The organism is Corynebacterium sp. AOP12-C2-36, from assembly GCF_052379185.1.
Taxonomy (GTDB): domain Bacteria; phylum Actinomycetota; class Actinomycetes; order Mycobacteriales; family Mycobacteriaceae; genus Corynebacterium.
Genome location: NZ_JBQSYJ010000002.1, coordinates 29632 through 42258 on the forward strand (window position 1 = coordinate 29632; position 12627 = coordinate 42258).

Below are 12627 nucleotides of genomic sequence, written 5' to 3' on the forward strand. Positions count from 1 at the left end.
TCCTTTACTTGGAGTGGGTGTTCGGGTTCGGCGGGGTCAGCAGGCTGATGCCGGAACCGGGGAGGTGCTCGACGTCGTCGTAGACGAGCCACGGGCGGGACGCACCGTCGACGGCGCAGCGCAGGTCGTAGCGTCCGCCGACGTAGCGGCAGGTCTCCACGCGGGCCTCGATCCGCGGCGTTCCGGGGCGGTCTGTGCCGGTGGTGGCGTCGGTGGCGACGCGGACCTGTTCCGGACGCAGCGCCAGGTCACCGCGACGGTTCATGGTGCCGACGAAGTCGGCGACGAACTCGTCCGCCGGGTTCTCGTAGATCTCGGCGGGGCGGTCGAACTGGGCGACCTCGCCGTTGTTGAGCACCAGGACGCGGTCGGCCATCGACATGGCCTCCTCCTGGTCGTGCGTGACGTACAGGACGGTCAGCCCGAGACACCCGCTGAGCTCGGTGATCTCCCGGCGGATCTGGGTGCGCAGCACCGCGTCCAACGCGGACAGCGGCTCGTCCATGAGCAGCAGTGAGGGACGGCTGATGATCGCCCGGGCGATGGCGACACGTTGCTGCTGGCCACCGGAGAGCTGCTGGGGACGCTGGTCCGCCTTGGCGGCCAGGCCCACGGTCTCCAGCGCCTCGGCGACTCGCGCCCGACGGTCCGCGGCGGAGACCCGGGGCGCGCCGGGGACGCGCACGGTGAGTGGGAAGCCCACGTTGTCGGCGACGCTCATGTGCGGCCACAGGGCGAGGTCCTGGAAGACCATCGACAGGCCGCGGCGGGAGGGGGAGAGGGTGCGAACCCGGGTGCCGGTGGCGTCGAAGACGTCCCGCTCGTTGATGCGGATCCGGCCGGTCAGCGGTGTCTCCAGCCCCGCCACGCAGCGCAGCAGGGTCGACTTCCCGCAGCCGGAGGGGCCGAGGACGCTGATGAACTCGCCACGCCGGACGCTGATGTCGGTGGGACGCAGCCCCGTGCCGTCGGCGAAGAGTCGGGACACGTTCTCGAGGGATACCATGGGGGAGTCGTCGCGGGTGCCGGGCTCGTTGTCGGGCCCGGTCTCAGGGCCGGTTTCAGGTCCGGGCATCGCGCGCAGGTGCCGGACGTCGGTACGGACGGACGTCACAGGGCACCGTCGAGGATCAGCCCGGTCTTGAAGGCGTCGCCGTGGCGGAGGATCCCGCGGTCGTCCAGTGCGGAGGTGAGGGAGTCGCGGATGTCGACGGCCTCTTCCCTTTCGTCGGTCTCGGAGGTGATCTCGACGAAGTAGCCGCCCGACATCGCGGTGACCTCCAGGTCGGCGTCGACGGTGCCGTCCTCGGTGGGGACGCTGACCTTCCAGCTGCGCTGGGTGACCACCTGCGAGGCGGTGGCGTCGCTGCCGGTGAGATCGGTGCCGGTGGCCGTCGTGAACTTCCCGGGGAGCTTGTCGTCCAGGAGGCCCACGACATCGTCGGACGAGGGGATGGCACAGTCGTCGGTGAGGCAGTCGGCGGACTTCTTGTTGCTGAAGTCCAGGGTGCTGGTGGTGTAGCTGGCGTTGACCTGGGGACTGTAGTTCGAGTCCGAGCTGTCGAAGTTGTTGTCCTTCGCGGCGGCGAGGGCGTCGTCGACGGACTGCGCGGACAGTGAGTTGTCGTCGAGCGGGGCCCGGTACTTGTAGGTCAGGTCGTAGCCGTCGGCGCCGTCCTTGTGGCGCAGCCGCAGCGACCAGCCCTTGTCGGCGAAGTCCGTGCCAGGGGTGTCCACGTAGATGCTCTGCTCGACGGAGCCGCCTGAGGCGTTCTCGCCGCTGAGCCCGAAGTAGTCGGCGGCGTCACCGGTCAGCTCGCCGGAGGAGTCGAGGATGCCGTCGTCCAGCCGGAGCTTGACCTGGTACTCGTCGACCGTGGCGGGCTGCGCGGCGCTGGCCTGGGGAATCACGACGCCGGAGAACGCGAGGAGGAGCGCACCGGTGAGACCCGCCATGCCGAGAGCGCGGGACGGGGCTGGAGAGGAAGTTACCTTGTTCACGCGCGGGAACTTTACGAGCGCAAGGTGGACGCGACGTGAATCCACGGCCAACGTGGCACGGCGGTCCGGGGTACGTCTGGAGAACTACGTCCGGGGTGGTGACGTCCTGCGGAACACCCAGAAGTTCTGCAGCAGGAAGTTCAGCACCGTGGCCACACCCTGGGACACGAACCAGGACCAGAAGAACACGTTCGGCAGCTCAGGGGCGAGGACGCCTACGAGATGGTCCACGAGCACCGCCGCGCTGAAGCACAGAAGGTAGGAGGCGGCGGCCCGGGTCTTCTCCGCCCGGGTGCGTTCACCGTTGAAGGTGACGTGACTGTTCAGGTAGTAGGCGACGGTGCTGCCGACGATGTAGCTGCCTGCCCGGGCGAGGGGCTCGGGGACTCCCAATGCGTAGAGCAGGGCCTTGGTCGAGAAGTCGACGACGGCACCGACCCCGCGTCACGTGCCGGATCCGGAGTCCCCGTGCCACGGATCGACCGGATCCGGCACGTGGCGCGGGGTCCGGTGGGTAAGGCTGGTTCTACCGCGTCAGTACCGCGTCAGTACCGGGGCGCCTGGGCGAACCAGACCTCGCCCTCACGGTGGCGCCCCACGTTGCCGACCTCCTGGTGCTCGAAGGAGGTGAAGTCGGCGAAGAAGTCCGACCAGTTCTCCTTCGTGATGTCGGTGGCGATGCGGCTGCTCATCCGTGTCAGACCCGCGTAGATGCCGGACAGCTGGTTGCCGGCGACGCCGTGGGAGGCGCGCGCACCGGTGGACAGGTGGAAGAGGCGCGACACGTAGGACGATTCGCCGTTCCCGGCTCCGTCGCCACCGTCCTTCGCCTGGAACTGGAAGCCGTCGCCCAGGTACGGGCACTGGCCCAGCGGGTGGTCCTCGGCGGGGCCGAACCGGTCGGACCACAGGGCGATGTCGGGCAGGAACTCGCCGAGCTCGGGACGCAGCCCCAGGTCCACGGTGTACCCGGTCGCCGAGATCACGTAGTCGCCGACGTGTTCGGTGCCCTTGTCGTCGGTGACCACGACCTCGCCGTCGCGGACCCCGGCGTCCGCCCAGCGGGTGTCGGTGGACAGGTGGAAGTTGTCGTGGGAGAAGGCGCGCCACACCGAGGGCTGCGTCGGCGGCTGTGGGAGACCACCGTTGAACAGGGAGAACTCCCACTTCTGCTCGTCGGTGAGGTCGTAGAAGTGCTCCTGCATGCCGGGGAACTCCATCCAGCGCAGCGAGTTCTGCCGCGGGATGTCCGCGCGGCGCACGTGCATCTCCACGCTCGCGGCACCGGCCTCCAGGGCGGCGGAGGCGTTGTCGAAGCCGCTGGCACCGCCACCGAGCACGATCACGCGCTTGCCCTGCAGGGCGGTGAAGTCGATGTCGTCCTCGGTGTGGGCGCGCAGGTTCTCCGGCAGGGCGTCGACGAGCGGCGGCAGGAAGGTTCCGCCGCCACCGACGAGACCCATGGCGAAGACGATGCGTCGGGTGCGGTACTCGACCGGCGTCCCGTCCTGCGTGGCGGTGACGTGGAAGCACCCGTCGGCGTCCGGCCGGGTCACCCCGGTGATGCGGGTGCCGAAGTCGACGTCCGCGCCGGTCACGCCGCGGTACCAGGTGAGGTACTCGTTCCAGTCCTCACGCGGGGTGAGGTCGGTGGCGGCCCAGGCCTCCACGCCGTACTTGGCCTCGAACCAGCGTCCGGTGTGCAGCGAGGGGATGTCGAGCTCGATGCCCTTCATGTTCTTCGGGCTGCGTAGCGTGTGCATGCGGGCGTAGCGGGTCCAGCAGCCGACCTCCTGCTCGGGACCGGCCTCGATGACCTTCACCCCGCCGATGCGGTGGCGCGACAGGGCGAACGCGGCGCCGAGTCCGGCCTGGCCGCCGCCGATGACCAGCACGTTGTAGGCGTCCTCGGCGGGGGCGGGGACCCAGTCGTGGTTGTGGCCGATCAGGGCCATGTCGGCGCGGGCCTGCGCGGCGAGGGCGTCCAGGTTGGCCTGGGCGACGTCGGCGGGCAGGGGCTCCGGGCGGTGTCGCTCGGGCAGGGTGGTGTCGTTGCGGGGGATCACGCGTGTCATCGCGAGCTCGGCTCCGTTCTCGTCATCGGCGCCTGGGGGCAGGCGGCCGTCCGAAGGGGAATTGTAGGGGTGCACTGTTTCGGGCGGGTTTCGCACCGGAGGCGGCGGGGACGCGGCGCGCGGTGCGCCGCAGGAGAGGTCGTCTACCAGCGGCTCTCGATGTCGAGCTGGCCCTCGTCGGTGAGCTCGCCCAACACGCGCAGGCGGGAGATGCCGCCGTCGGGGTACACGTCGGCGCGCACGGCGACGATCGGGGTGGGCCCGGTGGCGCCCTCGGCGGCGTCCGAGACGGCGAAGCGGTGGCGGGTGTCCGGCAGCACGCGGGTCTTGGCGACGAGTTCGAGCTCGGAGCCGTCGGCGGTGATGCCGGTGAGCTTCACGTCGCCGGGGGCGTTGAAGACGAAGTAGGACGTGTCGAACTCGATCCAGCGCACGCGGCCCTCCCCGGCGAGCTGCACGGTGACGGAGTCGTTGCCGGCGTCGCGGCGTCGGGCGTTCTCCCAGCCGCCGCCCATGTTGTGCGCGCGTCCCAGGGAGATGATCTGGTTGGGGTGCGAGTAGAACATGTTGGTGCACTCGGTGACGCGCCCGCCGTTCTCCACGGCGGCCAGGTCGATGGTGCCGGTGATGAAGCGGGGGTCCGGGGCAGGCTGGCCATGGACGCGCAGGCGGGCGATGCCGCCGTCGGGGATCATCTCCAGCTTCACGTGGGTGACGCGCCTGGCGGCGGCGTCGCCGGCGGGGAAGATCTCCACGTGGTGCTTGTGGTCGCCGGCGGCGTCCATCGGGGCGACGAGGGTGAACCACCGGTCGTCGGGCAGGGCGGCGAGCTCCTCGCCGGAGAGGTACTCGTCGCAGGTCAGGCCGTGCACGGCGAAGCGGGGCGGGTAGTTGCCCTTGAACCAGGCGGTGTCGACGACGACACCCTTGACCTGGCCGGGGACGCCGAGGCGCACGATGGCGGCGTCGTTGGAGCCCACCTCGTCGTGGCGGCGGCGCCGGGTCTCCCACCCGTCGTAGACCTTGCCCTTGTTGCCGAACTCGTCCGGGTCGAAGGCGGGCTCGTGCGGCATGATGAGGTTCTCACGCTCGGCGAAGGACTCGTCGGACGCCCACACCACCGAGCCGGCGAGGGCGCGGCTGGCGAGGTCGGGGTAGGAGAGGAAGTCGTGCTGCTCGTTCTGATCGTGCTGCTCGTTCATCGGGATCCTGATTCTCTTTAAGCGGTGGGGCGGAGGGTGAAGGGGCGCACGGCGGCGGGGAAGACCACGTCGTCCTGCAGGTCGGACGCCGGGACGTGCGCGGTGGCGGGACGGACGTAGACCGGCTCTCCGCCGATCCACGTGCGCGTGACCACGCCGGCCAGGGCGCGCTGGGCGTAGGCGGTGACCTTGTTGCGCTGGTGCAGTTCGTCGAGCAGGACGACGAAGGCGTCGTCGGCGCTGACGGTGGCCAGGTCGGCGCGGCGTCCCTCCTGGATCGCGCCGCGGTCGGCGAGCCCGGCCCATTCGGCGGGGGCCTGGCACATCCAGCCGATGACGTCGGCCAGGGCCAGTCCGCGCAGGCGCGCCTGGGACCACACGACCGGCAGGCCCAGCTGGACGGAGCCGATGCCGCCCCAGGCCTCACCGAAGGAGCCGCCGGAGCCGCGCCCGTCGGCGCCGCCGGCACCGAGGTCGTTGCCGGTGGCGGCGAGCGCGGAGAAGGCGGTGAGTTCGTTGTTCTCGTTGGCGGACGCCTGGGCGTCGGCGACCTGGGCGAACTTCTTCAGTTCGGCGGTGCAGGGGGAGTGGTCGGAGACGACGGTGGAGATCACGCCGTCCACCAGGCCCTTCCACAGGCGTTCGCGGTTGCCGGCGGTGCGTACCGGCGGGCAGCACTTGTACTGGGTCGCGCCGTTCTGGATCTCCTCGGAGAACAGGGCGAGGTAGTGCGGGCAGGTCTCGGCGGTGATGCGCACGCCGCGGTCGCGGGCGGCGGCGATCTGGTCGATCGAGCCGGAGTCCGACAGGTGCAGGATGTGCGCTCGGCAGCCGGTGGCCTCGGCGGCCTCGATGACGGTGGCGATGGCCTTCGCCTCGGCCGAGGACGGGCGCGACGCCAGGAAGCTGTCGAAGGTCTCGTCGATGCCGCCTGCGGCGTCCGCCTTCGCCTCACCGGCGGCGATCTCGTCGGCGTCCTCGGCGTGGACGATGAGCAGGCCGTCGAACTCGGCGATCTCGGTCATCGCCTGGTGCAGCTGGGCGGGCGACAACGGCTGGAATTCGTCGACGCCGGAGTGCAGCAGGAAGCACTTGAAGCCGAACACGCCGCGGTCCCACAGGGCGCGCAGTTCGCCGGTGCCGATGTTCTCCGGCACCGCCCCGCCCCAGAAGCCCACGTTGACCTTGGTCTTCGGCGCGGCGACGTCCTGCTTGGTGTCGAGGGCGTCCACGGTGACGGTGGAGGGGACCGAATTCAGCGGCATGTCCAGCAGCGTGGTCACCCCGCCGGCCGCGGCGGCGCGGGTGACGGAGGCGAAGCCCTCCCACTCGGTGCGTCCGGGCTCGTTGACGTGCACGTGGGTGTCCACGAGGCCGGGGATGAGCACCTGGTCGTCGGGGACGTCGACCACGGTGGCGTCGGTGTAGTCGTACTCGCCGGGCACCTCGGCGTCCCGGCCGTCGAGCACGGCGACGATGTTCTCGTCGGCGACCAGCACGGTCGCCGGCGCCTGCACGGGTGTGCGATCGTCCCCGGGCAGGACCACGGCGTGCTCGGCGCGGTAGATGGTGGTGATGATGGTCATGGGGTTACTCCTTGAAGTCGGCCGCTCACCTGGAGGGTACGTAACTGCGTGTCGTCGAGGCCGGTGACCTCCAGTTCGGCGTCGGTGACCGCGCCGCAGGCCCGCGCGCGCACCAGGTAGCCGGCCATGGCCTTGGCGGTGGCGGGTTCGTCCATCCAGCGGCTCGTGTCGCCGGCGACGTAGGCGCGCAGGCGTTCCGCGCTGACCCGCCAGTCGGCGCGGAAGTAGGCGATGGTGGTCAGGTGGCGGGTGACGAGCTGGTTGGCATGCAGGTCCCAGCCCTGCCGGACGCCACGGCGCAGGTGGCGTCCCACCAGGTCGTGGTGGATGCGCCAGCCCTCGAGGATCTCGGTGGCGGTGCCGACGGGGATGCGGTTGGTGGAGCCGTCGGACAGCTCCACGCCGACGGCGGTGGTCGCGACCTGCAGGACGTCCTTGGCGTGGTCGGCGACCGGGTGCTCCATGGACTGCTCGGCGGCGTCCACGCCCAGCGACGCGGAGTAGTCGTAGGTGCCGTAGTGCAGGGACAGGACGCGGCCCGCGCCGGCGGCGATGAGGCGGGCGGGTTCGGCGGCACCGTCGGCGGCGAGGATCGCCTGCGGGGTCTCGACCTGCACCTCGAAGGGGATCTCGGGTACGTCGAGGGCGCGCTCCAATGCCTGGAGCACCTCGACGAACACCTCGACCTGGCGGTGGTGCTGCACCTTCGGCAGGGTCAGACGCAGCGCGCGTCGGTCGCGTTCGAGCACCCGGGCCAGCACACCGTCGCGGGCCAGGCCCTGCAGCACGATGGTCAGCGTGCGCAGACCACGATCACGCACGGCGGGGTCGAAGGACTTGAACCGGATCCCGGCGAAGGCCGGTGCGCCGGCACCATCAGAACCACCACCGAGCCAGGACGCCAGGACGTCGGCGGCGCGCCCCGCCAGCGCGTCCTCGTCGGCGTCCCGGGCGTCCTGCGGGACGCCTCGCTGGGTGAAACCGTCCTCGAAGTCGATGCGCAGGTCCTCGACCGGTTCGCGGTGCAGCTTGTCGAGGGTCAGTTCGCCGACGGTCTCGGCGTGCTCGGCGGCGACACCGAGGTCGCGGGCCAGCGCGGCGGCACCGCCGTGCGCCGTGACGGCGTCCAGTGCGTCCTGCGCCCAGCGCCGCGGCAGGGCAGTGCCTGAAGTGCCGTCACCGAAGATGAGGTGCGCGGGCACGTAGACGGTGTGCACGGGCTGGCGCCAGGTGACCGGGGTGGCCCAGGGGCCGGTGACCAGGGGGTCGACCTCGGCGAGGCGGTCGTCGGCGAGGGTGGTGATCCCGGTCAGGACGTCGGGATCGGCGGGCACGGGCACAGGTACTCCTAGCTCGGGGAGGTGCGGACGTCACAGGATGTTACGTCATCGTCCGGACCTCTGACGGGGATACCGGGAACGTCCCTGGTGAGCCGCCTCACAGGAGTTGTAACTGTAACGTACGTTCGGTACAGTTCCGGGTCTCAGACATAACAAACGCAGGAGGTAAGGAAAAGTGAGCGACACGACCACGGCGACGGGACGGACGGTGGGACGTCCGTCCGGCGGCACCGGCGGCACCGGGAACGCCGCGGCCACCACACCCGCCCAGCGCTGGAGCTTCCTGGGCATCATCAGCCTGGGCCTGTTCCTCGTGGGTGCGGACAACTCCATCCTCTACACGGCCCTGCCGGTGCTGCGCGACGAACTGCACACCACCGCGCTGCAGGGACTGTGGATCATCAACGCCTACCCGCTGGTGCTCGTCGGGCTGCTGCTCGGCACCGGCACCCTGGGCGACAAGATCGGCCACCGGGTCATGTTCCTCACCGGTGTCAGCGTCTTCGGCCTGGGATCGCTGCTCGCGGCCTTCTCCCCGAGCGCGTGGATGCTCATCGCCGCGCGCGCCGTCCTCGGCTTCGGTGCGGCCACGATGATGCCCGCCACACTCGCCCTGATCCGGCAGACCTTCACCGACGTGCGCGAACGCAACACCGCCATCGGCATCTGGGGGTCGATCGCGGTCGTCGGCGCGGCGTCCGGCCCGGTGCTCGGCGGGTTCCTGCTCGAGCACTTCCACTGGGGCACCGTCTTCCTGATCAACGTGCCCGTGGTCGTGGTGATCCTCGTGGCCACCGCCGTGTACGCCCCGGCGAACCAGGCCGACCCGAGCCGTCACTGGGACGTGCTGTCCTCGGTGTGGGCGATGCTGACCATGGTCGGCGCCGTGATGGCGATCAAGGAGCTGGCGAACTCCGAGGGCTCCGGCGGACTCGTCCTGGCCTCCGCCGCGGTGGGCGTCCTGGGTGCGGTGCTGTTCGCGCACCGTCAGGGGCTGCTGCGCCGCCGGGGGATGCCCGCCCTGCTGGAGTTCGGCATCTTCCGTGACCGCATGTTCGCCGGCGGCACCCTGGCGGCCATGTTCGCCATGTTCGTGCTGGCCGGCACCGAGCTGATGACCACCCAGCGCTTCCAGACCTCGGGCGGCTTCAGCCCCCTGGAGGCCGGGCTGCTGGTGGCTTCGGCGGCCGTCCCGGCGATCCCGGCGTCGATCCTCGGCGGCATGAACCTGCACCGGCTGGGCTTCCGTACGCTGATCACCGGTGGTTTCACCGTGGTGGCGCTCGGCGTGGCCGTGGTCGTGTGGGCCGTGCCGGACCAGCCGCTGTGGGCCGCGGTCATCGGGCTGGGCCTGGTGGGTGTCGGTTCCGGCTGCGTGATGTCGGTGTCGTCCTCGGCGATCATCGGGTCCGCCCCGGAGAGCAAGGCGGGCATGGCGTCCTCGGTGGAGGCGATCTCCTATGAGTTCGGCACGCTGCTGTCCGTGGCGATCCTCGGTAGCCTGATGCCGATGTTCTACTCGCTGCGCGCCCCGGCCGAGGTGGCCGACGACGTGGACCACGGGGTCGACCACCCGGTGTTCGGTGCGGCGGCGTCGAGCGCCTACGACACCGGCTACCTGCTGGTGCTCGTGATCGCGGGTATCGTCGCTGTGGTCGCCGCCTTGGTGACTGCCTGGTGCTTCCGTGGAAACCCGAAGGAGGCGAAGTACTCTGCGCACGAGTAAGAAGGACGTGATCCTGCGCGCCGCCGTCGGGATCATCGAGTCCGACGGCCTGGACGCGGTGACCTACGAGTCCCTCGCCGAGGCGTCCGGCATGTCGAAGTCGGGGCTGATCTACCATTTCCCCTCCCGCCACGAGCTGATGCTGGGGGTGCACCGGTTCCTCGCCGGACAGTGGGAGGACGAGCTGGTCGCCGTCGCCGGCGGCCCGGCGTCCGAGGTGTCGCAGGCCGGCCGGCTGCGGGCGATGGTGCTGTCGCTGAGCCGCTCGGCGACCCGCGCCGACCTGCTGCTGCAGGTGGACTCGCGTACCCACCGCGACTTCGCGGAGGTCTGGCGCGATGTGGACCGGCGCTGGCTGCCGCCCGTGGACGGGGTGGACGGTGACGGTGTCGGTGAGCAGGACGCCGCCCTGGCGCGCGCGGCGTACCTGGTGCAGATCCTCGCCGACGGCCTGTGGCTGCACGACCACGTCCACGACGACGCCCTGACCGACGCGCAGCGCAAGGCCCTGACCGCCGCCATCCTGGAGCTCATCCCGTAGGCTGCGCGGTGGGGCGAAGGCGAGTGCGGCACCTTGAGCCCTCAGGTCGCTGACGGGGCTGGAAAATGACCTGAGGGCTCAAGGTGGGGGAGGGAGAATCTATCGCCGGGCCCGGGCACCCCTGTGGAGAAGCGTCATCGCCGTCGGCAGTGCGAACGCGCCGCCCAGGTACATGAGTAAGGCCCAGGAGAAGACCTCCGGGGAGTCCGCGGTGGCGTTGGCGGAGAAGACCCCCACCGCCCCGACGATGATCCCGGCCGAGAATAGGATGACCTGCACCTTCGTGCTGGCGCGGGACAGCGTGAGCGTGACGAACGCAGCCAGGGGAGAGCGCAGGGCGAGGACGATCCCGAGGATGAACAACCATCCGAGGGACAAGAGGTGGGCCACGATCGCAAGTGCGACTCCCGCGGCGAAGGACGCGAGTTCCGGGTAGAGATTCCTGCCGGGGCCGAAGGTCATGGTCGGTAACTCCTTGGAGAGGGAAGAGTTCCCGGACACCACATCATGGTCCGGACCCTCCTGCAACCTCATGGCCCTGTAGCTCCGCGGCACCTTGAGCCCTCAGGTCGCTGAAGGGGGCCGGAAAACAACCCGAGGGCTCAAGGTGCGAGGGTGCGGCGGGGCATGGGGGCTATGCCGGTTCCGCCACCCTCCCGTGGTCGAGGACGATGACCCGGTCCGCACCGTCCGCCTGGTGGCGGTGGTGGGTTGCGATGACGACCATGGTGCCGGCCCGGCTCTCCTCGTGGACGGCCCTGTCAATCATTGCGACCGTGGTGGTGTCCACCGAAGACAGTGGTTCGTCGAGGAGCAGCAGCGGGGCCCGCTGTACCAGTCCCTGGGCGATGAAGGTGCGCTGGCGCTGTCCGCCGGACAGGTCACCGAGGGTGCGGTCGGCCAGGTCAGTGATCCCCATGCGTGCCATGGAGGTGTCGATGACGGCCCTGTCGTGCCGGGTGAGGGGACGGAGCAGTCCACGGTGCCGCCAACGTCCCATGGACACGGTCCTGCGGACGGTGACGGGGAACAGGTCGGGAACGGCGCTGTGCTGGGGGACCAGAGCCGTGTTCTCCGGGACCCCGGTGACGGTACCTGACGTGGGACGCAGGGTGCCGGCGAGGATGCCGAGCAGGGTGGACTTCCCGGAACCGTTGCCGCCGACGAGGGCGGTGACGGTACCCGGATCGACCGTGAGGGTGATGTCCCGGAGAGTGGGGACCCTGGCGTATCGGTGGGAGATGCTGTCGAGGTGGAGTGGTTCACGCATTCCTTGATGATAATGGTAATCATTATCAAATGGAACTTCTCATTGCTCCTTTCGAGGTCTCGTTCGTCTTCCGGGCTTTGTTGGCCGGCGGGTTCGCCGCCGTGCTCTGTGCGTGTATCGGCACATGGGTCGTCCTCCGGGGGCTCGCGTTCTTCGGGGACGCGATGAGTCACGGCATGCTGCCCGGGGTGGCGGTCGCGGCGCTCGTCGGCGGAAACCTCATGCTCGGGGCGGCCGTCAGTGCGTTGGTGATGTCCCTGGGTGTCGTGACGGTCAGTCGTACGTCGCGGTTGTCGCAGGACGTGAGTATCGGCCTGCAGTTCATCACGATGCTGTCGCTGGGTGTGGTGGTCGTATCGCACTCGGGTTCCTTTGCGGTGGACCTCACCGCCTTCCTTTTCGGTGACGTTCTCGGTGTCACGCGTGGCGACGTCGTGGTCATCGCAGTGGCTGCCATGGTCGGTGGGCTGGCCTGCGTTGTACTGCACCGACCGTTCACCGCGTTGACGTTCGACGAGCGCAAGGCACACACCCTCGGTATGCGTCCCGGGTCGACTCACGTGGGGATGCTGGTTCTCGTCGCGCTGGCGACGGTGGCGTCGTTCCAGGTGGTCGGCACACTGCTGGTCTTCGGTCTGTTGATCGGTCCGCCGGCGACGGCGTTGCTGCTGGTCCGGGGGATCGGGCGGGTCATGGCGGTGGCGGCCGCGATCGGAGTGGTGCAGGTCTACGTCGGCCTGCTGGTCAGCTGGTATGCGGAGACCGCTGCCGGGGCGACAGTGACCCTGCTCGGCGGTGTGAGCTTCCTGGTCGTGTTGGCGGCAAAGACGGTTCTGTGTAGAGTCAGCTCCCGTACTGCAAATGATAATCATTATCAGTAGAGGAG

General features: G+C 69.8%; 11 protein-coding genes and 1 pseudogene. 3 read left to right on the forward strand and 9 right to left on the reverse strand.

Features of this window, described 5'->3' with window-relative positions; translation table 11 throughout:
• Positions 1-4: 4 nt before the first annotated feature.
• From ACT3UN_RS01510 to ACT3UN_RS01540, 7 genes and pseudogenes are all read right to left on the reverse strand, one after another.
• Positions 5-1114, reverse strand: coding sequence for an ABC transporter ATP-binding protein (locus ACT3UN_RS01510; RefSeq protein ID WP_444655896.1), 1110 nt, complete (start codon positions 1112-1114; stop codon positions 5-7).
• Positions 1111-2001, reverse strand: coding sequence for a CYTH domain-containing protein (locus ACT3UN_RS01515; RefSeq protein WP_444655898.1), 891 nt, complete (start codon positions 1999-2001; stop codon positions 1111-1113). Before ACT3UN_RS01515 ends, ACT3UN_RS01510 begins: the two co-directional genes overlap by 4 nt.
• Before the next feature lie 84 nt (positions 2002-2085).
• Positions 2086-2427, reverse strand: a pseudogene (locus ACT3UN_RS01520) (GtrA family protein); the annotation flags it as partial.
• A 119-nt stretch (positions 2428-2546) separates the two neighbouring features.
• Positions 2547-4076: an NAD(P)-binding domain-containing protein gene (locus ACT3UN_RS01525; protein WP_441579404.1), complete on the reverse strand. Its 1530-nt coding sequence runs from the start codon at positions 4074-4076 to the stop codon at positions 2547-2549.
• Positions 4077-4219: 143 nt separating this feature from the next.
• Positions 4220-5278, reverse strand: coding sequence for an allantoicase (alc, locus tag ACT3UN_RS01530; RefSeq protein WP_444655900.1), 1059 nt, complete (start codon positions 5276-5278; stop codon positions 4220-4222).
• A gap of 17 nt (positions 5279-5295) precedes the next feature.
• The gene (gene allB, locus ACT3UN_RS01535; protein WP_444655902.1) at positions 5296-6864 is read right to left on the reverse strand and encodes an allantoinase AllB; all 1569 of its coding nucleotides are present in this window, start codon (positions 6862-6864) and stop codon (positions 5296-5298) included.
• Positions 6861-8198 (reverse strand): DUF6986 family protein, encoded by a 1338-nt coding sequence (locus tag ACT3UN_RS01540; protein WP_444655904.1) that lies wholly within the window; start codon positions 8196-8198, stop codon positions 6861-6863. The genes allB and ACT3UN_RS01540 overlap by 4 nt, the downstream gene beginning before the upstream one ends.
• A 214-nt stretch (positions 8199-8412) precedes the next feature.
• Between ACT3UN_RS01540 and ACT3UN_RS01545 the strand changes: the two genes are divergently transcribed.
• Both ACT3UN_RS01545 and ACT3UN_RS01550 read left to right on the forward strand, forming a co-directional pair.
• On the forward strand, positions 8413-9930 hold the full coding sequence (locus ACT3UN_RS01545) for an MFS transporter (RefSeq protein ID WP_441588498.1): 1518 nt from the start codon (positions 8413-8415) through the stop codon (positions 9928-9930).
• On the forward strand, positions 9917-10471 hold the full coding sequence (locus ACT3UN_RS01550) for a TetR/AcrR family transcriptional regulator (RefSeq protein WP_444656241.1): 555 nt from the start codon (positions 9917-9919) through the stop codon (positions 10469-10471). Before ACT3UN_RS01545 ends, ACT3UN_RS01550 begins: the two co-directional genes overlap by 14 nt.
• 99 nt (positions 10472-10570) lie before the next feature.
• Here ACT3UN_RS01550 and ACT3UN_RS01555 read toward each other — a convergent pair whose 3' ends face one another.
• Together ACT3UN_RS01555 and aztA are read right to left on the reverse strand one after the other, a co-directional pair.
• Positions 10571-10933: a hypothetical protein gene (locus ACT3UN_RS01555; RefSeq protein WP_444655906.1), complete on the reverse strand. Its 363-nt coding sequence runs from the start codon at positions 10931-10933 to the stop codon at positions 10571-10573.
• A gap of 172 nt (positions 10934-11105) precedes the next feature.
• A complete protein-coding gene (gene aztA, locus ACT3UN_RS01560) occupies positions 11106-11741 on the reverse strand; it encodes a zinc ABC transporter ATP-binding protein AztA (protein WP_441588431.1) in 636 nt (211 codons plus the stop codon).
• Between the two features lie 29 nt (positions 11742-11770).
• Between aztA and aztB the strand changes: the two genes are divergently transcribed.
• Positions 11771-12622, forward strand: coding sequence for a zinc ABC transporter permease AztB (gene aztB / locus ACT3UN_RS01565; protein WP_444655908.1), 852 nt, complete (start codon positions 11771-11773; stop codon positions 12620-12622).
• Positions 12623-12627 lie beyond the last annotated feature (5 nt).